Source organism: Eikenella sp. HMSC071B05, assembly GCF_001811325.1.
Classification (GTDB): Bacteria; Pseudomonadota; Gammaproteobacteria; order Burkholderiales; family Neisseriaceae; genus Eikenella; species Eikenella corrodens.
Genome location: NZ_KV804551.1, coordinates 343777 through 365100 on the forward strand (window position 1 = coordinate 343777; position 21324 = coordinate 365100).

Sequence of the window (21324 nt, forward strand, 5' to 3'; positions counted from 1 at the left end):
TTGGCTGAACCGGTGTTGAAGAAGAGTACAGCCATCTTTAATGGAGGTTTTTCATGGAAACACAAACCTATAACTACAAAGTAGTACGGCAGTTTGCCGTGATGACAGTGGTTTGGGGTGTGGTTGGGATGTTGGTTGGGGTAATCGTGGCGGCACAGCTCTATTTCCCACAACTGAATCTGTCTGAGGTGGGACCATGGTTCCATTTCGGTCGTTTGCGCCCGCTGCACACCAATGCCGTTATTTTTGCATTCGGCGGCTGCGGCCTAATCGCCACATCTTATTACGTGGTGCAGCGCACTTGTAATGCCCGCTTGTATGGCGGCTGGCTCCCAGCCTTTACCTTTTGGGGCTGGCAGCTGGTAATTGTGCTGGCGGCGGTTACTCTGCCAATGGGCTATACACAAGGCAAAGAATATGCCGAATTGGCTTGGCCAATTGATATTTTGATTACTCTGGTTTGGGTGGCTTATGCCATTGTGTTTTTTGGCACTCTTGCTAAACGTAAAGTAAAACATATTTATGTGGCCAACTGGTTTTATGGCGCATTCATTCTGGCTGTGGCACTGTTGCATGTTGTTAACAGCTTGGCTGTGCCTGCCGGCTGGTTTGATTTGACCTCCTATCCCATCTATGCCGGTGCGATTGATGCTATGGTGCAATGGTGGTATGGCCACAACGCCGTGGGCTTCTTCCTCACCGCCGGCTTCTTGGGCATGATGTATTACTTCGTGCCTAAACAAGCAGGTCGCCCTGTGTACTCATACCGCTTGTCTGTGGTGCACTTTTGGGCGCTGATTTTCACCTATATGTGGGCCGGCCCTCACCATCTGCACTACACTGCGCTGCCAGATTGGACGCAGTCTTTGGGTATGGTGTTGTCGCTGATTCTGTTTGTGCCCTCTTGGGGTGGCATGATCAACGGCATCATGACCCTTTCTGGAGCGTGGGATAAACTGCGTACCGATCCAATTCTTAAATTCCTCGTGGTTTCTCTTTCCTTCTATGGTATGTCTACCTTTGAAGGCCCGATGATGTCGATTAAAACCGTAAATGCCTTGAGCCACTACACCGACTGGACGGTGGGCCATGTGCACGCCGGAGCTTTGGGCTGGGTGGGTTTTGTTACCATGGGCTCGATTTACTATTTGATCCCTCGCCTGTTCGGTCAGAAGGAAATGTACAGCGCCAAAATGGTGGAAGCGCATTTCTGGATCGGCACAGTGGGTATTGTGCTGTATATCGCCTCCATGTGGATTGCCGGTGTGATGCAGGGTTTGATGTGGGGCGCGCTGAACGAAGACGGTACGCTTACCAATCCTGATTTCGTTGCCTCGGTTCGTGAAAGCATGCGCTTTTATCTGATCCGCTTATCCGGTGGTCTGTTGTATCTGGTGGGTATGGTATTGATGGCATACAACGTTTACCGCACTGCAGTAGCAGGCAAGCCGGTGGATGCTGCTATTCCTGCTCTCACACAGAACCAACAGCACTAAAGCTATAAAATCAATAGAAATCAAGAACAGGCTACCAAAATGCAACTGCAAAAACTTGCCGAAGAAAAAGTAGGCTACCTGATTGTGTTTACCTTTCTGCTGATCAGCGTTGGGTTGTTTGTTGAGGTTGTACCGTTGTTTTTCAGCCCAACCGTCACTCAGCCAATCCCCGGCGTGAAGCCTTATACTGCGCTTCAGGTGGCTGGCCGAGATATTTATATCCGTGAAGGCTGCTACAACTGCCACTCCCAAATGATCCGACCCTTCCGTGCTGAAACCGAGCGCTATGGCCATTATTCTGTGGCTGGTGAATCGGTGTACGATCACCCGTTCCAGTGGGGTTCCAAGCGCACCGGTCCTGATTTGGCTCGCGTGGGTGGCCGCTATTCCGATGAATGGCACCGCCGTCACCTGATTAATCCGCGCCAAGTAGTGGCAGATTCCAATATGCCCGCTTTCCCATGGTTGGCACGAAACCGTGTGGATGGAGAAACTGTGGCCAGCCATATGCGTGCCCTGCGCAGGGTAGGTGTGCCTTATAGCGATGAGGAAATCGCCGCTGCTCCGGCGCAGGTGGAAGGCAAATCCGAGATGGAAGCGGTCATCGCTTATCTGCAAGGCTTGGGTTTGGCACTGAAAAATACCCATGAAGTAAGAAAATAAGGCAGTTTCATGAGCGAAGTGAATCTGGTTCGGGTTATGTACACCGTCATCTGCTTCTTGTTTTTTATGGTGGTGCTTGGTATTGCCTATTATGGCAAATTCAAAGCGCACTATGATGAAGAGGGACGGCGCATCATTGATGATGATGATTCGGTATAACAATAACCAGATTCCTTAGACCGTGAACACGGAGCACAATAATGAATACATCCCACTTTACTAGCAATTTCTGGAACTACTACATCGCCGGCATCGTCGTGATCAGCTTTATTGGGCTGATATGGCTGATTTTGTCGCAAAATAAGGTTAAGCTACCGGCCAAAGGCGAAGATGTAAAAACCACTGGCCACAGTTGGGACGGCATCGAGGAATATAATAATCCGCTGCCTCGCTGGTGGTTTTATCTCTATATTCTGATTTGGCTGTTCTCCATCGGCTACCTGTATGTTTATCCTGGTTTGGGTGACTACAAAGGCTCATTTGGCTGGACCAGCAGCAACCAGTATGAGAAAGAGATGGAGACTGCCAATGCTCAGTTTGCACCTGTATATGGCAAATTTGCCGATATGCCGGTGGAGCAAGTAGCAGCAGACCCGCAGGCGCAACGCTTCGGTAAAAACCTGTTCGATACCTACTGTATCCAATGCCACGGCTCAGATGCCAAAGGTCAAACCGGTTTCCCCAACCTCACCGACAACGACTGGTTGTGGGGCGGCTCACCTGAGCAAATCCGGCAAACCATCGCCAAAGGCCGTGTTGGCATTATGGCGCCTTGGGGTCCTGCCTTGGGTGAAGAAGGCGTGAAAAATGCTGCTCATTATGTACTGTCTCTTTCCGGCGCATCACATGATGAAGAGCGTGCCAAACGTGGCGATGCCATCTTCCACGGTCCTCCCGCCAACTGCTTCGTTTGCCACGGCGATAAAGGCCAAGGTGTGCAGGGAGCCGGCCCGAACCTGACTGATAAAGTTTGGTTGTGGGGTGGCAGCGAAAGAGCCATTGTGGAAACCATTACTAACGGTCGCCACAGCCAAATGCCGGCATGGGAAGGCTTCTTGGATGATAACAAAATCCATATCTTGACTGCCTATGTGTGGGGTAAAGCCAATCCGAACGGTGCTGCCAAACCCACAGCGGCAACAGCATCCGCTCCCGCACCAGCTGCTGCTTCCTCAGCCAGTGCAGCTTCTGCCGCCTCGCAGCCTGCGGCTAAGTAAGAGAGCGTCCATTCGAAGGCTACCTGAAAAAGCCAAGGCATTTTTCAGGTAGCCTTTCCTATACACCGCGTTTACAATATAGCCAAATTCTCTTTACAGGACATAAGTCATGCTAGATATCCAACTTCTCCGTACCGATGCCGCCGCTGTAGCCGCCAAACTGGCACAACGCGGGTTTGTTTTTGATTCTGCCGCCTTCGACGCATTGGAAGCTCAGCGTAAGGCTCTGCAAATGCGTACCGAAGAGCTGCAATCCCGACGCAACAGTGTGTCCAAACAAATCGGTGCACTCAAAGGGCAGGGCAAACATGCCGAAGCCGAAGCAGCTATGGCCGAAGTAGCACAAATCAAAACCGATTTGGAACAGGCTGATACCGACTACCAAGCCGTACAGGCACAAATCGATGCCTTGCTGCTCAGTATCCCGAATTTGCCGCACGAGAGCGTGCCGGCCGGCAAAGATGAAACTGAAAACGTGGAAGTGCGCCGCGTAGGTACTCCGCGTCAATTTGATTTTGAAATCAAAGACCATGTGGATTTGGGCGAAAAGCTCGGCCTCGATTTTGAAACCGCTGCTGCGCTTTCCGGTGCCCGCTTCAGCCTGATGAAAGGCCAGGTTGCCCGCCTACACCGTGCCTTGGCGCAATTTATGCTCGACACCCACACCCAACAGCACGGCTACACCGAGTGCTACACCCCTTATATCGTCAGCGATAGCACCCTTATCGGTACTGGCCAGCTGCCCAAATTTGGTGAAGATTTGTTCCATGTTATCCGCGGTGGTGACGAGAGCAAAACCAAGCAGTACCTCATTCCCACAGCCGAAGTAACTCTGACCAACACCGTTCGTGAGCGTATCCTGCCTGCCGATGCCTTGCCTATCAAACTCACCGCCCATTCGCCCTGCTTCCGTAGCGAAGCCGGCTCGCACGGCAAAGACACGCGCGGCCTTATCCGCCAGCACCAATTTGACAAGGTAGAAATGGTGCAAATTGCTCACCCCGACCACTCCTACGCCGCACTGGAAGAAATGGTCGGCCACGCCGAGCGAATCTTGCAACTGCTCGAACTGCCTTACCGCGTTATTACTCTGTGTACTGGCGATATGGGCTTCGGTGCCGCCAAAACCTACGATTTGGAAGTGTGGGTGCCCGCGCAAAACACCTACCGCGAAATCTCCAGCTGCTCCAACTGCGAAGATTTCCAAGCCCGCCGCATGAAAGCCCGCTTCAAAGATGAAGATGGTAAAAATCGCCTGGTGCATACCTTGAACGGTTCCGGCTTGGCAGTAGGCCGTACCTTAGTGGCGGTGCTGGAAAACCACCAAAACGCCGATGGCAGCATCAGCATCCCTGCTGCCTTGCGCCCCTATTTGGGCGGCGTGGACAAACTCGTCCCCTAAGCCCAAAGGCTACCTGAAAACCTATTTTGGTTTTTCAGGTAGCCTTCATGTCATACCAATTAGCTGATTAGATGATAGATTTACACTGCCATTCCAATGTTTCAGATGGTGCTCTGCCACCACGCGAAGTGGTGAAACTGGCACACGCCAATGGTTGCACCTTGCTCGCGCTTACCGACCACGACCATACCGGCGGCCTAGCCGAAGCACGTCAGGAAGCGCAAGCCTTGGGCATTCGGCTGATAAACGGCGTGGAAATCTCCGTGAGTTGGCGCAAACGTACCATTCATATTGTCGGTCTCAATTTCGATGAAACCGATACCGTGCTACAAAACCTGTTGGCTAGGCTGCGCCGCGGTCGGTTGGAGCGTTTTCTGCGTATGGCGGAAAAGCTTGAGAAGAAAGGCCTCTCCGGTGCCTGTGAGGGTGCACTCGCGCTGGTGCCAAACCGTGAAATGGCCAGCCGCACCCATCTGGCGCAATGGCTGATGGAACAAGGCCATGTACGCAACAAACAGCAGGCTTTTAAAAAATATTTGGGTGATGGCAAGCCCGGTTATGTGAGGCATGAATGGGCTACGCTCGAAGAAGCTGTGGCTGCCATTTTGGGCGCAGGTGGCATTGCAGTTGTCGCTCACCCCATTCGCTATGGTCTCTCCGCCACCGCGCAACGTAATTTATTCACTGAATTTAAAGCGCTGGGTGGGCAGGCTATTGAGGTACACAGCAGCACGACCGACTTGAACGACCGCCTCAACTATGCCCGCCTCGCTGAGCAACATGGCTTTCTGGCCAGCGCTGGTAGCGATTTCCATCGCGTAGGCGACTTCGGCAGCGGCCGTCTCGGCGCCTGCCCGCCACTGCCCGAGCGCTGTCGGCCGGTTTGGCAAGAATTTTGCTTGTAGGACTTCATTCACGCACTAATACTTTGTGCACGGGAAAACGATATAAGGAAATGAACCATGATTAAACAGTTTGAAATCAACAACTATGTGAGAAAGCAGCTGCAAGACTACCTCACGGAGAAAAAACTCACGCTGGAGCAGGCCATGGCCGAAGAAACCAGCAACAACGAAATTGCTGCTATCGTACATGCCGGACTGCCTGGCATGGTACGCAGGATTTATTCCTTGGGCAAAATGCAAACCTTTTTTTGGGAAAAGCGCGAGCTGATCCAAGGCTTTATTGCCGACCGTCTGCAAGGCGGCGACGATAGCAAAAAGGCAAAAAAAGCCAAATAAGGTAAACTGCCGAAAAGCGTCAGGCAGTATTTCTGAGTGTGCAGAAATAACTGCCTAGATATTTGAGAACTTTTAGAGGAGTGGTGAGTATGTTTTTGGTTTTACTGGCCCTGATTTTGGCCGGCGTGGTGGCTTTCTTCTTTTTCCGCAACCGTCGTATCGAGCAAGAAATCGAGCGTCAGCGCCGCGAAGAGGAAATCGAGCGTATTCTAGAGCGCAAAAAGCAGGAAATTGAGCAGAACAGAACACTGGGCTGATTGTTTGCTGGAGTGCGACTCTGCCATTGGCTAAACTTCAGAAAAGGCTACCTGAAAATTTTCAGGTAGCCTTTCGTTATATTACACGCCGGCCGACTAGCAACACTATTTCTCTATTTTGTCTTCGTTATCCTGTCCTTGCACTGTTTCAGCTTTACCTTGTCGACGTTTGGCGCGCGGGTGGGCATCGTCGTATACGCTGGCGAGATGGTCGAAATCCAGCTTGGTGTAGTGCTGGGTAGTGGCAAGTTGGCTGTGGCCGAGCAGCTCTTGCACAGCGCGGATGTCGCGGGCGTTTTGCAGCAGATGGCTGGCGTAGCTGTGGCGCAGCATATGGGGGCTGAGGTGTCGGCTGCCATGGTGGGCGGCGAATTGCTGTAGGCGTTTCTGGATTTGGCGAGCGCCGAGGCGGCGGCCGGTGCGGCCGGTGAACAGGGCGGTTTCGTCGGGCGCGGCGGTACGGGTTTTTAGGTAGCCTGCGAGGGCACGGATGCTTTGGGCAGTAAGGGGTAGGTGGCGTTGTTTGCGGCCTTTACCGGTGACGGCTATCCAACCGCTTTGCAGGTTGAGGTCGTCCAAATTGAGGGCACAGGCTTCGGCCAAGCGCAGGCCACTGCCGTAGAGTAGCTCGAAGATGGCGAGGTCGCGGCTGTCGAGTGGGTTTTCCGGGGCTTGGTCGAGGAGTTGGTTGAGTGGCTCGGCGGGTACGGCTTTAGGCAGGCGCTCAGGAGCTTTCGGGGCTTTTAGGCCATGGGTCGGGTCGGCTTTCAGGTAGCCTGTTTGCACCAGCCAGCGGCAAAACTGCCTCCAAGCGCTGAGCCGGCGGGCGATGCTGCGGGGGTGTTGGTTTTGTTGGCCCAACTGGCGCAGGGCGGCGGTGAATAAGGGGCGGGCAAGTTTGCTTTGCGGCTGAAAATCGGCCAGCCAGGTAAGGTCACGGCGGTAGGCGGCCAGGGTGTGGGGGGAGTGGTTTTGTTGTTGCAGGCTGTGCAGCCAGGCTTCGATTTGTGCTGTCCAACCGATGCTCATTGCGCTGCTCCGTAGCTGGCAAAATGGGTGCGGAAGGTGTCGGGGGTGCGTTCGATACGCTGGGAGGCGTAGTTGAAAAACACCATGCCGCATTGCACACGGGCGATTTCGGCCTGGTCGTAGAGGCGGGTGAGTTTGGCGAAAAACGGGAAGCCGACCTTGCTAATTTCGCCTAAGGCTACCTGAACCAACAGCTCCTCGCCATGAAAGGCTTGGGTGCGATATTGCACGGCAGCATCAGCCATAATCAGGCCAGCGCCAAAGGCGTCGATTTCGGTGCAGCCGTGTGCAGCAAGAAAGCGCAGACGGGCTTCGTGGGCGATACGCAAAACGGCATCGTTGGCGAGGTGGTTGCCATAATTGAGATGACCGACTTCTACCGTGATGCGGGTTGAAAAACAGAAGTGCTCGGGCAGGTTGATTTGGATGCGTTGGGCGGCGGGCATATTGGGAGCCTGCTGATTAAAAACGGGGCTATCTTAGCATTTGTTGCCTGATGATTGAACGTATTGCAACAACATTTCATAAAATTGTTTTGCAAAGGTCTTGACAAAATCTGCTCTAAACCCATATGCCTGGCAAGAAAATAATATGTAAAGGAAAAAATTATGCGATATGACAAATTAACCGCCAAATTCCAACAAGCCCTTGCAGAAGCTCAGAGTTTGGCGTTGGCTGCGGACAGCAGCTATCTGGAAGCAGGCTTCGTGTTGAAAGCCCTGCTTGACGACCAAAACAGCGGAGCCGCCGCGCTCTTGGCTCATGCGGGCGTGAATGTGCCGCAGGTGAAACAGCGTTTGCAGCAGTATTTAAACAGCCTGCCGAAAGTGTCCGGCCAGGGCGGCGATATTCTGCCCAGCCGCGAATTGCAGGCGGTGTTGAACCTGATGGACAAAGCGGCAACCAAACGCGGCGATGCCTATATTGCCAGCGAACTTTTCCTGCTCGCTTTGGTGCAGCAGAACGATGCGACCGGCAACATCCTGAAAGAAGCCGGTGCGACCGAACAAAACATCAACGCCGCGATTGACGCGGTACGAGGAGGACAAAACGTGAACGATGCCAATGCCGAAGACCAACGCGACGCTCTGAAAAAATACACGCTCGACCTGACCCAGCGTGCCCGCGACGGCAAACTTGACCCCGTTATCGGCCGCGACGACGAAATCCGCCGCGCCATTCAGGTATTGCAACGCCGCACCAAAAACAACCCCGTGCTGATTGGCGAGCCTGGCGTGGGTAAAACCGCCATCGTCGAAGGCTTGGCGCAGCGTATTGTCAATGGCGAAGTGCCTGAATCCCTGCGCAACAAACGCCTGCTGGTTTTAGATTTGGCGGCGTTGATTGCCGGTGCGAAATACCGCGGCGAGTTTGAAGAACGCTTGAAAGGCGTGTTGAACGATTTGGCGAAAGACGACGGCAAAACCCTGATTTTCATCGATGAAATCCATACTTTGGTCGGCGCGGGCAAAACTGACGGCGCGATGGACGCGGGTAATATGTTGAAACCGGCTTTAGCGCGCGGTGAACTGCACTGCATCGGCGCGACCACCTTGGACGAATACCGCCAATACATCGAAAAAGACGCGGCACTCGAACGCCGTTTCCAAAAAGTATTGGTTGGCGAACCCAGTGTGGAAGACACCATCGCCATCTTGCGCGGTTTGCAGGAACGTTACGAAATCCACCACGGCATTGACATTACCGACCCCGCCATCGTTGCCGCCGCGGAATTGAGCGACCGCTACATCACCGATCGCTTCCTGCCCGACAAAGCGATTGATTTGATTGACGAAGCCGCCAGCCGCATCAAAATGGAGTTGGACAGCAAACCCGAGCAGATGGACAAACTCGACCGCCGCATCATCCAGCTCAAAATGGAAAAAATGCACGTTGCCAAAGAAAGCGACGACGCCAGCAAAAAACGTTTGGAGCTGATAGACGAAGAGATCGACGGCCTGCAAAAAGAATACGCCGATTTGGACGAAATCTGGAAAGCCGAAAAAGCCGCGTCTTCCAGCACCGCCGACATCAAGAAACAGATGGATGACATCAAAGTCAAAATCGAGCAGGCCAAACGCCAAGGCGACTTCGCCCGCGCGTCTGAACTCGAATATGGTGAGTTGCCGAAATTGGGCGCACAGTTGCAGGCGGCGGAAAGCAACGCCGACGGCAAAAAACAAAACAAACTCTTCCGCACCGAAGTAGGTGCGGACGAAGTGGCCGAAATCGTATCGCGCATGACCGGCATCCCCGTGTCCAAAATGATGGAAGGTGAACGCGACAAACTATTGAAAATGGAAGAAGTATTGCACCGCCGCGTGGTCGGTCAAGACGAAGCCGTGCGCGCTGTGTCCGACTCCATCCGCCGCAGCCGCTCCGGCCTTGCCGATCCGAACAAACCCTACGGCAGCTTCCTGTTCCTAGGCCCGACAGGTGTGGGTAAAACCGAGTTGTGCAAAGCCTTGGCAGGTTTTCTGTTCGACAGCGAAGACCACCTCATCCGCATCGATATGTCCGAATACATGGAAAAACACGCCGTTGCCCGCCTCATCGGCGCGCCTCCGGGCTATGTTGGCTACGAAGAGGGCGGCTACCTTACTGAACAAGTTCGCCGCAAACCGTATAGCGTGATTCTTTTAGACGAAGTGGAAAAAGCCCATCCCGACGTGTTCAACATCCTGCTACAAGTATTGGATGACGGTCGCCTGACCGACGGACAGGGCCGCACTGTGAACTTCAAAAACACCGTTATTGTCATGACTTCCAACATCGGCAGCCAGCACATTCAACAAATGGGTACGCAGGATTACGAAGCAGTGAAAGAAGCGGTGATGGACGAAGTGAAAGCCTACTTCCGCCCCGAAATGATCAACCGTATTGATGAAGTGGTCGTGTTCCACGGCTTGGATCAGGAGAATATCCGCAGCATCGCGAAAATCCAGCTCAAAGGCTTGGAAAAACGTTTGGAAGCGCAGCACCTGCACTTGAAAGTGGACGATGCCGCCTTGGATTTGATTGCCGAAGCCGGTTTCGACCCTGTGTACGGCGCCCGCCCGCTCAAACGCGCCATCCAGTCGGAAATCGAAAACCCGCTGGCCAAGGCCCTGCTCGAAGGCAAATACGCGCCCGACAGCACGATTCATGTGAAAGAAGAAGGCGGCAGATTAGTGTTTGCCTGATTTGGAGGCTTGAATATTTGAGACAGCAGGCTACCTGAAAATGGTTGAACCGTGTTTTCAGGTAGCCTGCTTTACAGCTCACAGAAAATACACGATACGGAAACCGCAATAAACTCAAACCTCACGCAAAAAGGAAGCACTATGAATTTCAATAATCTGCTCAACCAAGTATTGGGTGCCGTGCAGCAAAGCGGCAACAAAGTGATGTCTGATAACAATCCGCTCAACTCGTTCGGTGGCGGGGCGTTAATCGGCGGGCTGGCTGCGATGCTGCTGAAAAAAGGCGGCACCAAATCATTGCTGAAGGCCGGCTCGGCCGCAGCTTTGGGGATGATGGCCTATCAGGCTTACCAAAACTGGCAGGGAGGCCGGCAAAACAGCACGAGCACGGTGGCTGCTTTGCCCGAAGCGGCTTTTGCAGCGCAGGGGCAGTTGGCTGAAGAGCGCAGCCGCGTGATTTTGCGCACCATGATTGCAGCCGCTGCTTCAGACGGCTTGATTGATGAAACGGAAAAACAGCTGATTGCCCAAGAGGGCGGTGCCGATGCCGAAGTGCGGCAGTGGCTGGTCAACGAATATGCCCGCCCGGCTTCTATTAACGAGCTGGCCGAGGCGGTGGGCGGCGATCAGGCGATGGCTGCCGAAGCTTATTTGGCTGCACGAGCGGTTTGCGGCGATTTGGTGCGCGGTGAAATTGCCTTTTTGTCCCGGCTGTCGCAGGCATTGGGGCTGGATGACGGTTTGGTGGAGCAGTTGGAGCGGCAGCTAGAGTTGGCGTAATAAAGCATCGGCCGTGGGCATAACACAAAAGGCTACCTGAAAGATTCAGGTAGCCTTTAATCCGTTCTAGCCGAAGCATTACTCCGCAGGCAGGGTTTCTTTGGCGGGTTCGGCGGCCTCATCTGCCGGGGCGGGAGCAGCCGGCTCGGCGGCAGATGCGGGTTCTTGTTCCGGGCTGGCGGCCGGGGCGGATTCGGTGGCGTTGGTGGGGTTGAACACGGTGGCATCGGCAGCGGAGTCAGCTTCGCCTAAGTCGTTTTGCGGCGGCACGGGCGCGTCGTGTGGTACGAGCTGGATGCGTTGCTCAGCATTGCCGGCGGTTTCATGGGTTTGCTCGGCCAGGTAGGAGAGGGTAACGCTTTGGCCGCTGCGCTGTTCGAGCTGGTTGCGGTAGGCTTCGGGTGTCATCAATTCTTCAGCGCCACGGCTCAACTGGGCAAATACGTTTTGGTAGCTGCGGGTGAGCTCGTCCACCGCTTCGGCAGTGTCGATGAAGTGGTGGTTTACGGCTTCGCGGTAGTCTTGCAGGGCTTTTTTGGCTTCTTCCAATTCGGCTTGCTGTTTGCTGTTGCCACGTTTGAACAGCAGGGTGATGAGCATGCCGATAAGGAAGCCGCCGAGGCCGGTGAGGATAAATTGGGTAATGAGGGGCAGGTTGTTCATGGGATTTTCCTTTGTGGTAGACGGGCGGTATTGCTATTGTATAGCAATTTAGGCGGTTTGTTGCCTTGTGTAAAAGCTATAGTGAATTAAATTTAAGCCGGTACCGCGTTGGCTTGCCTTGCCGTACCTGCGTACTGTCTGCGGCTCGCCGCCTTGTCCCGGTTTAAATGAAATCCACTACGCCTGAAAAGTTTGCAGCGTTAATGCAGCACTCGCTGCGGATTATCTGCACTGTAGCAGGCCTCCTCTTCTTCATGCAGGCCTTGGTAGATATCGAATTCGATGCTGGCGCCCACGGCGTGACAGAAGCTGATTACTCGGGGCGAAAAGCCGATGGCCGGGGTGGAGTCGCGCTCGTCGGTGCTCACGGTGAGCACAACCATCAAATAGGCTTCGAGCCGGTGGGCTTTAGCTAACTCGGCAATTTTGTCTTGTACCGGCAGTAAGGCGGCGATGAGTTCGTCGGCGATTTCGTTTAGGCGGAACACGTCATCGCCGCGCAGCACGGGTGTGCCGTATTGCCAGCTTGAATGGCCTAATATCCTGCCGCCCATGCCTATGCTGCTGCCCTCATACACCGCGCGGGTGGGGGCAAGATTGAGGGCGGCGCTGACGGCATCGGGGTCGAAACCGTGGCCGGTGAGGGCGAAGTAGAGATAGCATTCGTTGAGGTTGGGCGTATCCATTGGCTTATTTTCATTGGATTAAATAGACGGTAAGGCGGATCAGGAGCAGGCTCATCAGCGCGGCGATGATGTCGTCCAGCATCACGCCGAAGCCGCCGCTTACTTGGCGGTCGAACCAGCGGATGGGCGGCGGTTTTACCGCATCGAAGAAGCGGAAGGCGGCAAAGGCAGCCAACCACCAAGCCCAAGTATTCGGTGTGAAGGCGAGCACCAGCAGCATGGCCACGATTTCGTCCCACACGATGCCGCCGTAGTCGTGGACACCGAGGGCGGCTTCGGTTTGGTTGCAAATCCAGATGCCGACGGCAAACAAGGGTAGACACAACAGGGCGAGCAGCCAGCCGTCGATACCCAGCGTCATCAGTGCGGCGGCGAGGGGCAGGGCGGGCAGGGTGCCGAAAGTGCCGGGGGCAACTGGGGCGAGGCCGCTGCCGAAGCCGAATCCGAGGAAACAGGCGGGGCGTCGCAGCAGCCAGGCGAAAGTTGGTTGGAAGGCGGGTTTCTGTTTAGCCAAAGTGGTCGAATCCTAACTGGGAAAGGTGCAGTTCGCTGCCGTTGTCGAGCAGCAGTTTCAGGCAGCCTGTGTCGTTGATGCGGCCGATACGGGCTACGGGCGTGCGGCTGCTGTCGGCTGCGGCGAGCACGGCTTGGCGCGCCTGGGGCGGGGCGGTGAACAATAATTCGTAGTCGTCGCCGCCGGCAAGGGTGAGCTCATATACAGTTTGCGCAGGCAGGCATTGGCGCAGCTCGGGCACGGTAGGCACCAGGTCGGCGTATAGCTCCGCGCCAACGTTGGAGGCGCGCAAAATGTGGCCGAGGTCTTGAGCCAGGCCGTCGGAAATATCTTGCGCCGCCGTGGCAACCGGCAGCAAGGCTTGGCCGAGCGCTACGCGCGGAGTGGGGCGCAGGCGGGCGGCTTCGCATTGGGCAAACAGGTTTTCAGGTAGCCTGATGTTCTGCCAGATATGGTGCAGGGCGGCGGCAGCCAGGCCGATTTGGCCGGATACCCAGATATCGTCGCCGTTTTGCGCGCCGCTGCGGCGCAGGCCAAGGCCCGCGGGCAGCTCGCCGGTGATACTCACGTTGAAAACGAGGTCGCCTTTGGTGGTGTCGCCGCCGATGAGGGTGATGCCGTATTGGCGCAGCATGGCGAACAGGCTACCTGAAAATGCTTCCAGCCAGCTTGGGTTGAGTTCGGGTAGGGCGGCGCTGAGCATCACCCAGCGCGGCCGTGCGCCCATGGCGGCCATATCGGAAATGTTCACGGCCAAGATCTTGTGCGCGAGGTCGGCAGGGGCAACGTCGGGGAAGAAATGGCGGCCGGCCAGCAGCATATCGCTGCTGAAACATAAATCATGGCCGGGGCGCGGGCGGATGATGGCGGCATCATCGCCGATGCCGAGCAGGAGCTCGGGGTCGGCAGGCTGTTCGGCAGCGAGGTAGCGGCGGATGAAGTCGAATTCGCCGAGGGCTTTGGGGGTGGTGTTGGGCATGGCGGGTGGTGTTTGGTTAATGGGAAGGCTACCTGAAACCATAGCTTGCATTATGTTTTCGCTTCGTTGAAGCGGCTGCTTTCAGGTAGCCTTTGGTTGGCATTTTTGCTTCGTTGTAACTGATATTTTCAGGTAGCCTCTAATCGCGCACGTAGATGGTTTCCACGTCGTAATCGTCTTCATCCCAATCGTCTTCGTCATCGGGCTCGGCGGGGGGCAGGGTGTGGCTGAGGGCGGAATTCATACCGCATTCCCAGCGTAATACGGAGAGCAGGTGGTGGATGTCTTCGGGCAGCGGGGCTTCGAATTGTACGGTTTCGCCGCTTTCGGGGTGAACGAAGCTGAGGCGGTAGGCGTGCAGGGCTTGGCGGGCAAGTTGGTGTACGGCTTCTTTCACGGCATCGGAGCAAGGATGGCGCGGGTTGCCATACACGGGATCGGCAGCAAGCGGGTGTTTGGCTTCGCGCATGTGCACGCGGATTTGGTGGGTGCGGCCGGTTTCGAGGGCGCATTCGATGTAGCTGTGGCTTTGGTAGCGTTCGAGCACTTTGATGTGGGTCACGGCTTTTTTGCCGCCGAAGCCGACCACGGCCATTTTGAGGCGGTTGTGCGGGTCGCGGCCGATGAGGGTGTCGATTTTGCCGTCGAACGGCACGGTGCCATCGGCCACGGCGCGGTAGATGCGCTTCACGCTGCGCTCTTGCAGCTGCTGCACCAGGCTGTTTTGCGCGGCCGGGGTTTTGGCCACTACCATCAGGCCGCTGGTGTCTTTGTCGAGGCGGTGCACGATGCCGGCGCGGGGGATTTCGGCCAATGCCGGGCAGTGGGCAAGCAGGCCGTTGAGCAGGGTGCCGCTCCAGTTGCCGGCGGCGGGGTGGACAACGAGGCCGGCAGGTTTGTTCAACACAATCACGCTGTCGTCTTCAAATACAATATCCAGCGGTATGGGCTCGGGCGTAAAGGCGGCGGTTTCGTGGCTGTGTTGGATATGCACTTCCAAGGTTTCGCCGCCGATGAGCCGCTCTTTGGGGCGGGCAACCTGGCCGTTGAGCAATACGTTGCCGTCTTTAATCCAGCTACTCAGGCGGCTGCGGGAATAATCGGGCAGCAGTTTGGCCAGCGCGGCATCGAGTCTTTGGCCGGCCAAATCGGTGGGCACGGTTAAATTTATACAATTTTCCGCGTCTGCCCCTGCCGAAAAGTCGAAATCATCGTTATAATCGGTGTCATTGTTGGTATAGGAAGAAATGTTCTGCATGAAAAAGATTCTTTTAGTTACCGGCCTGGCAGTAATGCTGTCGGCCTGCTCCAGCACTTCAACCACCGCTGTGAGCCAAGATGCCCAGATTACGCAGGATTGGTCGGTAGACAAGCTGTATGCCGAAGCGCACGATGAAATGGAGAGCCGCAATTATAGCCGTTCGGTGCGTTTATATGAAATTTTGCGGGCGCGTTTCCCCAACACCCGCCAAGCGGTGCAGTCGCGGCTGGATACGGCTTATGTGTATTATAAAGACGAACAGCAGCCGCAGGCCTTGGCGCATGTGGAGCAGTTTTTGAAGCTGTATCCCAACCATCCGAACACCGATTACGCGCTGTATCTGAAGGGCTTGATTGTGCTCAATCAAGACAAATCCATCTTCAACAAGCTGGCCTCGCAGGATTGGTCCGACCGCGACCCGAAAGCAAACCGCGAAGCCTATCAGGTGTTTAACGAGCTCATCACCCGCTTCCCAAATAGCAAATACGCCAACGACGCGCGTGAGAAAATGACGCGCTTGGTGGATGCCTTGGGCGGCAACGAAATGGCCATCGCCCGCTACTATATGCAGCGCGGCGCTTACTTGGCTGCCGCCAACCGTGCGCAGGGGATTGTGAGCCGCTATCAGAATACGCGCTATGTGGAAGAGGCGCTGGCGATTATGATGACCGCCTACGCCCGTTTGGAAAAACCGGAACTGAGCAACGACACCCGCCGCGTGTTGGCGCAAAACTTTCCGCAGAGCCCCTATTTGCAGAAAGAATGGCAGCCGGACGATATTCCGTGGTGGCGCTATTGGAAGTAGTATAGATTTTGGAGGCTACCTGAAAGCGGTTTTTCAGGTAGCCTTTATCAGCTAGAACGTCTTACTTCAAAATAAGGATATAAACATGAAAAAATTATCCCCTCTCTTTGCCGCCTGCCTGCTGGGCGTCTGCGCCGTAGCCAGCGCCACCACCTACGAATGTACCGACCGCCAAGGCCGCCGCACCTACACCGCCAGCCCCGGCCCCAACTGCCGCGCCGTCAACCTCGGCCGTATGACCACCTATCCCGCTCCCGTGAGCACCGCGCCCAGCTATCCGAGCTACAGCAGCCCCGCCACGCCCGAGCCTGCGGCCCCCGCTGCCCAGCCTGCCGTTAGCGAAAGCCAGCGCCAAGCTGCCAACGAACGCCTGCGCCAAGCCCAGCAGAATCTGGAAGAAGGCCGCAAAGTGCGCTACGGCAACGAGCGCAACTACGCCCGCTATCTGGAACGCATCGGCAAGCTGGAAGAGGAAGTGAACAAAGCCCAGCAGGAAGTGAATAACCTGAATAAATAAATCCGGTTGTGCTTGAATTTCTTGCAGTGATGTTTTCAGGTAGCCTTGGGTGTGATACAGGCTACCTGAAAACGAATCAACCGAATTTTGCCCGCTTAACATCCCAACTGATTTAACCTCGTTGAAGCTTCAGTTTTCAGGTAGCCCTTATGCCCGCCATCCCCACGCACTACCGCAACCTGCGCGTGTCCGAAACCGCTTCGGATAAGGAGATACGCGAGGCCTACCGCCGCCTGTCGAAACGCTATCATCCCGATTTCAATCCCGACAACCCCGAAGCCCTGCGCATCATGCAGATGGTAAACAAGGCCTACGCCGTGTTGTCCGACCCCGAACAGCGCAAACGGCACGATGCCTGGATTGCCGCCCAACGCCAGGCTAAAGCCACCAATCCCTTGCTGCAACAAGCCGCCGCGCGGCAGCAGGCCAAGCTGACGCCTTGGCTGCAGAAGCTGAAAGCGCAGTGGCAACGGCTGCGTGCGAATAAAGCATTTTGGCTGGTGTTCGGCACCGGCCTGTTGTTCGGGCTGCTGGTGTTGCAGCTTTGGTGGTGGCTGGATAAAACCCCGTCGGTGCCTCAAGATACGTCTTCCGCCGTGAGCCAGCTGGCCGCCCAAGGCAGCGCCTACCAACGCCCGACCAAAGCCCCCAACGGCAATATCTGGCCGTATTTTTCCGACTACATCGCCGGCTACCCCGTGGCCGCGCAAAACGGCATGTCTATCGCCAGCATCGCCAACCACGGCGCCGATCGCATGGTAGAACTACAAATGCAGCAAGACGGCATTTGGCAAAATATCCGCACTTTCTACATGCCAGAGAAGGGTTTCTTTACCCTCTACGAACTTGGCGCCGGCCAATACCGACTGCTCTATCTCGACTTAGACAGCGGCCGCCACACCCAAACCGATGTTTGGCAAATAGAAAAACAAAATGATGCGCCGGTATACCCCGATGCCAGCATCACCCTCCCGCCCACACAGCAAGGATAATCATGAGCGCCTCTCCCGCCGCTAAATACACAGAAGAAACCGTACTTTGGGTAAAACGCCACACACCCAAGCTGATGAGTTTTGCCATCAGCCGCCCCGAAGAATACCGCTTTGCCGCCGGCCAGTTTTCCCGCCTCGGCTTTCCCGAAGGTAGCGGCTTTATCTGGCGCGCCTATTCCGTGGTTTCCGCCGAATACGACGACACCCTCGAATACTTCGCCGTGCTCATCGAAGACGGCCCCATGTCGGCCCGATTCGAACAACTGGAAGCCGGCAATACCATCCTGCTCGATAAAACCGCCACCGGCTTCTTGTTGCCCGAACGCTTCCCCGATGGCAGCGACCTTATCATGCTCAGCACCGGCTCCGGCATCACCCCCTTTCTCTCCATCTTGCAGCAGCCGCAAATTTGGCAGCGCTTCGACCATCTTGCCCTGGCTCATTCCGTTTCCCACGCCAACGAAGCCGTGTTCAACCAGCGCATCCGCGACTTGGCCGAACACCCGCTGGTGGGCGAGTATTACGACAAACTGCGCTTCGTTTCCGTGCTCACCCGCGAGCAGCAGCCCGGCAGCCTCAATCAGCGCCTGCCGCAACTGTTGGAAAATGGCAGCCTCAGCCAAGCCTTCGGCCTGCCGTTCACCACCGAACGCAGCCGCTTCATGCTGTGCGGCAACCCGGCTATGGTGAAAGACACCTTCCAAGCCCTGCTCAAGCTCGGCTTTGCCATGCATCGCAACCGCATCCCCGGCCACATCATGATGGAAAATGGTTTTTAAAGCTTGAAGTTGCCAAGCAGCGTGCTGCTCATGTTTTCAGGTAGCCTCTAGCAATAGGCTACCTGAAACCGATTTTTAGCCTGCAAAATATAGTGAATTAAATTTAAACCAGTACAGCGTTGGCTCGCCTTGCCGTAACGTGTGTACTGTCTGCGGCTCGCCGCCTTGTCCTGATTTAAATGTAATCCACTATAACAAGCTGGGCAAAACTCCTCAAAGTTAGCGAGACGCAGACAGCTTGCAGGCGTGTATCAGGCGCCCAGCCATTTTCAGGTAGCCTCACAAGCCTATTTGAGGCTACCTGAACATTAAGCCCTTGCCAGCCGCCGCCGCCCAGTCCACAATAAGCCCCTTCCCACGAACAGCAAAACACAGCCATGAGCCACTCCCAAGCCTTCAGCCGTACCGACGACGTACGCATCCGCAGCATCAGCGAGCTGCTGCCACCCATCGCCCACCTCTACGAACTGCCCATCAGCGAAGCCGCTGCCGATTTGGTGGAAACCACCCGCCACCAGATTGCTGATTTGGTGCACGGCCGCGACCAGCGCCTGCTCGTCATCATCGGCCCTTGTTCCATCCACGACCCCAAAGCTGCCCTTGAATACGCCCAGCGCCTGCTGCCCTTGCGCAAAAAATATGAAAAAGAGCTGCTGATTGTGATGCGCGTTTATTTTGAAAAACCGCGCACCACCGTGGGCTGGAAAGGGCTCATCAACGACCCCCACCTCAACGGTACCTTCGATATCAACTTCGGCCTGCGCCAAGCCCGTCGCCTGCTGTTGGATTTAAACAACCTCGGCATGCCCGCTTCCACCGAATTTCTCGACATGATCACCCCGCAGTATTACGCCGATCTCATCTCCTGGGGTGCCATCGGCGCGCGCACTACCGAAAGCCAGGTGCACCGCGAGCTTGCCAGCGGCCTGTCCTGCCCAGTCGGCTTCAAAAACGGCACCGACGGTAACCTCAAAATCGCCATCGATGCCATTGGCGCCGCCTCCCACCCGCACCACTTTCTTTCCGTAACCAAAGCCGGCCATTCCGCTATCGTCCACACTGCCGGCAACCCCGACTGCCACGCCATCCTGCGCGGCGGCAAAGAGCCGAACTACAGCGCGGAACATGTTAAAGCCGCCGCCGAACAGCTGGACAAAGCCGGTGTAACGCCTAGATTAATGGTGGATTTCAGCCACGCCAACAGCCGCAAAGACTACTCCCGCCAAATGGAAGTGGCGCGCGATGTGACCGCGCAGCTGCAAAATGGAGAGCAAAACATCATGGGCATCATGGTAGAAAGCCACTTGGTGGAAGGCCGCCAAGACAAGCCTGAAACCTACGGCCAAAGCATCACCGACGCCTGCATCGGCTGGGACACCACCGAAGAGCTGCTCGCCTTGATGGCAGAAGCCAATCGCGGCAGGGTATGAACAAAGCGGCTTGTGCCGCTTTTTTGCACAGTGCAGAGTCTTCGATACATTTCAGGTAGCCTGATGCAACAAAAGGCTACCTGAAAAGCGGTAAATATTTACAAACCACACCAAACTGTTAAAATCTGCAACTTTCCAACAACGTCTATATTAACAACAGGGTAGGCACAAATGTTTGCAGCCGCCCGAGGGAGATACACTCATGCAAGATTTCCGCGAAAACCCAAATGAAAATTTCCGCCAAGCCTATGCCTCCACCGCATTGGAAAACGATTTATTCGATGACAATGAAATGGAAGTAGAGCTGGCCAGCCCGTGGCAGCGGATGGGCGCCAGAATTATGGACGGCCTCCCCTTTGCCGGTATCGGTATTTTGGCAGCCGTTTTAGTAGCCTTCATGGGCGGTAGAGATGGTAAGGCAGCGATGGTTGTATTTACTATTGCCCTTGTGGCAGCTATCGGCTTGCTGATTTACAACTTAGTTATCATGGTGCGAGATGGCCAAAGTATCGGCAAAAAAATCGTAGGTATCCGAGTGATTACTGAGGATGGCGACAATCCCGGCTTTGTTAAATATGTGCTGGTACGTGAATTTGGCTATAACTTTATTTTCACCCTGATTAGCGTATTCAGTGAAGACTTGGGTAATCTGCTAGCCATCGTTGCCGGTATCGCCTGTGTCGTGATGCTGTTTATGGAAAACCGCAACCGCCAAACCTTGCAGGATTTGCTGGCGAAGACATTGGTTATCAAAAACTAAGTCGTCCGTTATTCATGCGTAAGGCTACCTGAAATCATTTTCCCGTTTTCAGGTAGCCTTATTTATCTGGCCTAATTTGAGGACAAACCATGCAAAATTTCCGCCAAGCCTATCGCCCTCCTGAATCAGCAGCCGAGCCGCAGGCAGCGGAGCGGATGAAGGAGGTGGAGTTGGCTAAGCCGTGGCAACGCTTGCTGGCCGGTGCTATCGACCGCATTCTGCCCATTATGCTGTTGGTTATGTTTTTATTAAGGATTGAGTACACTAGGTCCTATGTGCAAGCTGAAATGCCTTGGTTGCTGCTGCTTTTGCCGCTGGGGCTGGTGGCGGGGTTGCTGCTGGGGGTGGTGGCGGGGTTGCTGCTGGGGGTGGCGCAGGTGTTTATGATGAGCTGCAGCGGGCAAAGCATTGGCCAGAAAATTCGTATCCGTGTGATTACGGACACCGGCGCGAATCCGGGCTTCGCCAAATATGTGCTGGCGCGTGAGGTGTTTTTCTTTGCCACCTTGCTTGCGCTGTGCGGGTTGCTCAGCGGCCTGGGGTTGGATCGTATTGTTTATTGCACGGTGCAATTGCTGTACCTGATTATGCTGTGCCGCAAGCGTGGCAATTATCAAACGCCGCAGGATTTGATGTTGCAGACTTTGGTGGTGAAGGTGTGAGCGCCGGCA

At 55.2% G+C, this 21324-nt stretch carries 23 protein-coding genes and 2 pseudogenes; 17 read left to right on the forward strand and 8 right to left on the reverse strand.

Annotated elements, in window-relative coordinates:
• The first annotated feature begins 53 nt into the window (after window positions 1-53).
• From ccoN to HMPREF2796_RS11400, 8 genes and pseudogenes are all read left to right on the forward strand, one after another.
• Complete coding sequence (ccoN, locus tag HMPREF2796_RS07780; RefSeq protein ID WP_070632647.1) at window positions 54-1496, forward strand: cytochrome-c oxidase, cbb3-type subunit I; 1443 nt, start codon at window positions 54-56, stop codon at window positions 1494-1496.
• 39 nt (window positions 1497-1535) lie between these two features.
• The gene (ccoO, locus tag HMPREF2796_RS07785) at window positions 1536-2159 is read left to right on the forward strand and encodes a cytochrome-c oxidase, cbb3-type subunit II (RefSeq protein ID WP_064086770.1); all 624 of its coding nucleotides are present in this window, start codon (window positions 1536-1538) and stop codon (window positions 2157-2159) included.
• Between the two features lie 9 nt (window positions 2160-2168).
• A complete protein-coding gene (locus HMPREF2796_RS11130) occupies window positions 2169-2318 on the forward strand; it encodes a hypothetical protein (protein ID WP_003822591.1) in 150 nt (49 codons plus the stop codon).
• 41 nt (window positions 2319-2359) lie between these two features.
• Window positions 2360-3370, forward strand: a pseudogene (ccoP, locus tag HMPREF2796_RS07790) (cytochrome-c oxidase, cbb3-type subunit III); the annotation flags it as partial.
• Between the two features lie 115 nt (window positions 3371-3485).
• Window positions 3486-4778, forward strand: a complete 1293-nt coding sequence (gene serS, locus HMPREF2796_RS07795; protein ID WP_070632650.1) for a serine--tRNA ligase — start codon at window positions 3486-3488, stop codon at window positions 4776-4778.
• 71 nt (window positions 4779-4849) lie between these two features.
• On the forward strand, window positions 4850-5683 hold the full coding sequence (locus HMPREF2796_RS07800; protein WP_070632653.1) for a PHP domain-containing protein: 834 nt from the start codon (window positions 4850-4852) through the stop codon (window positions 5681-5683).
• Window positions 5684-5740: 57 nt separating this feature from the next.
• Window positions 5741-6019, forward strand: a complete 279-nt coding sequence (locus HMPREF2796_RS07805) for a hypothetical protein (protein WP_003822596.1) — start codon at window positions 5741-5743, stop codon at window positions 6017-6019.
• 89 nt (window positions 6020-6108) lie between these two features.
• Complete coding sequence (locus HMPREF2796_RS11400; RefSeq protein WP_003822597.1) at window positions 6109-6276, forward strand: hypothetical protein; 168 nt, start codon at window positions 6109-6111, stop codon at window positions 6274-6276.
• Between the two features lie 105 nt (window positions 6277-6381).
• On the opposite strand, the gene HMPREF2796_RS07810 is transcribed toward HMPREF2796_RS11400, so the two are convergent.
• Window positions 6382-7305 (reverse strand): tyrosine-type recombinase/integrase, encoded by a 924-nt coding sequence (locus HMPREF2796_RS07810; RefSeq protein WP_070632655.1) that lies wholly within the window; start codon window positions 7303-7305, stop codon window positions 6382-6384.
• Window positions 7302-7751: an acyl-CoA thioesterase gene (locus HMPREF2796_RS07815; protein ID WP_070632657.1), complete on the reverse strand. Its 450-nt coding sequence runs from the start codon at window positions 7749-7751 to the stop codon at window positions 7302-7304. Before HMPREF2796_RS07815 ends, HMPREF2796_RS07810 begins: the two co-directional genes overlap by 4 nt.
• A 162-nt stretch (window positions 7752-7913) precedes the next feature.
• Here HMPREF2796_RS07815 and clpB point away from each other — a divergent pair, with 162 nt between their 5' ends.
• On the forward strand, window positions 7914-10487 hold the full coding sequence (clpB, locus tag HMPREF2796_RS07820) for an ATP-dependent chaperone ClpB (RefSeq protein WP_070632658.1): 2574 nt from the start codon (window positions 7914-7916) through the stop codon (window positions 10485-10487).
• Window positions 10488-10628: 141 nt separating this feature from the next.
• The gene (locus HMPREF2796_RS07825) at window positions 10629-11267 is read left to right on the forward strand and encodes a tellurite resistance TerB family protein (protein WP_070632660.1); all 639 of its coding nucleotides are present in this window, start codon (window positions 10629-10631) and stop codon (window positions 11265-11267) included.
• Window positions 11268-11345: 78 nt separating this feature from the next.
• Here HMPREF2796_RS07825 and HMPREF2796_RS07830 read toward each other — a convergent pair whose 3' ends face one another.
• The 5 genes from HMPREF2796_RS07830 to rluD all read right to left on the reverse strand — a co-directional run bounded on the left by HMPREF2796_RS07830 (window position 11346) and on the right by rluD (window position 15367).
• A complete protein-coding gene (locus HMPREF2796_RS07830) occupies window positions 11346-11930 on the reverse strand; it encodes a Z-ring associated ZapG family protein (protein WP_070632662.1) in 585 nt (194 codons plus the stop codon).
• A 200-nt stretch (window positions 11931-12130) separates the two neighbouring features.
• Window positions 12131-12616: a DUF4279 domain-containing protein gene (locus HMPREF2796_RS07835; RefSeq protein WP_070632664.1), complete on the reverse strand. Its 486-nt coding sequence runs from the start codon at window positions 12614-12616 to the stop codon at window positions 12131-12133.
• A 10-nt stretch (window positions 12617-12626) separates the two neighbouring features.
• Window positions 12627-13130: a phosphatidylglycerophosphatase A family protein gene (locus tag HMPREF2796_RS07840; protein ID WP_070632666.1), complete on the reverse strand. Its 504-nt coding sequence runs from the start codon at window positions 13128-13130 to the stop codon at window positions 12627-12629.
• Complete coding sequence (gene thiL, locus HMPREF2796_RS07845; RefSeq protein WP_070632669.1) at window positions 13123-14109, reverse strand: thiamine-phosphate kinase; 987 nt, start codon at window positions 14107-14109, stop codon at window positions 13123-13125. Before thiL ends, HMPREF2796_RS07840 begins: the two co-directional genes overlap by 8 nt.
• 139 nt (window positions 14110-14248) lie before the next feature.
• Window positions 14249-15367 (reverse strand): 23S rRNA pseudouridine(1911/1915/1917) synthase RluD, encoded by a 1119-nt coding sequence (rluD, locus tag HMPREF2796_RS07850; protein WP_070632670.1) that lies wholly within the window; start codon window positions 15365-15367, stop codon window positions 14249-14251.
• Here rluD and HMPREF2796_RS07855 point away from each other — a divergent pair.
• The 4 genes from HMPREF2796_RS07855 (at window position 15366) to HMPREF2796_RS07870 (ending at window position 18463) form a co-directional block, all read left to right on the forward strand.
• Window positions 15366-16175 carry an outer membrane protein assembly factor BamD gene (locus HMPREF2796_RS07855; protein ID WP_070632672.1) on the forward strand — a complete coding sequence of 270 codons (810 nt, stop codon included), beginning with the start codon at window positions 15366-15368 and terminating at the stop codon, window positions 16173-16175. The genes rluD and HMPREF2796_RS07855 overlap by 2 nt on opposite strands.
• Window positions 16176-16260: 85 nt before the next feature.
• Window positions 16261-16692 carry a DUF4124 domain-containing protein gene (locus HMPREF2796_RS07860; protein WP_070632674.1) on the forward strand — a complete coding sequence of 144 codons (432 nt, stop codon included), beginning with the start codon at window positions 16261-16263 and terminating at the stop codon, window positions 16690-16692.
• 149 nt (window positions 16693-16841) lie between these two features.
• Window positions 16842-17684 (forward strand): J domain-containing protein, encoded by an 843-nt coding sequence (locus HMPREF2796_RS07865; protein WP_070632676.1) that lies wholly within the window; start codon window positions 16842-16844, stop codon window positions 17682-17684.
• 2 nt (window positions 17685-17686) lie between these two features.
• Entirely contained in the window at window positions 17687-18463 is a 777-nt protein-coding gene (locus HMPREF2796_RS07870; RefSeq protein ID WP_070632678.1) for a ferredoxin--NADP reductase, read from the forward strand.
• A gap of 87 nt (window positions 18464-18550) precedes the next feature.
• Here HMPREF2796_RS07870 and HMPREF2796_RS11540 read toward each other — a convergent pair.
• Window positions 18551-18657 (reverse strand): annotated as a pseudogene (locus HMPREF2796_RS11540) (IS5/IS1182 family transposase); the annotation flags it as partial.
• Between the two features lie 183 nt (window positions 18658-18840).
• On the opposite strand from HMPREF2796_RS11540, the gene aroG reads away from it, so the two are divergent.
• The 3 genes from aroG to HMPREF2796_RS07885 all read left to right on the forward strand — a co-directional run bounded on the left by aroG (window position 18841) and on the right by HMPREF2796_RS07885 (window position 21315).
• Window positions 18841-19893, forward strand: coding sequence for a 3-deoxy-7-phosphoheptulonate synthase AroG (gene aroG, locus HMPREF2796_RS07875; protein WP_070632680.1), 1053 nt, complete (start codon window positions 18841-18843; stop codon window positions 19891-19893).
• A gap of 202 nt (window positions 19894-20095) precedes the next feature.
• Window positions 20096-20653, forward strand: coding sequence for an RDD family protein (locus HMPREF2796_RS07880; RefSeq protein ID WP_070632682.1), 558 nt, complete (start codon window positions 20096-20098; stop codon window positions 20651-20653).
• An 89-nt stretch (window positions 20654-20742) separates the two neighbouring features.
• Complete coding sequence (locus HMPREF2796_RS07885; RefSeq protein WP_070632683.1) at window positions 20743-21315, forward strand: RDD family protein; 573 nt, start codon at window positions 20743-20745, stop codon at window positions 21313-21315.
• Window positions 21316-21324: the final 9 nt, after the last annotated feature.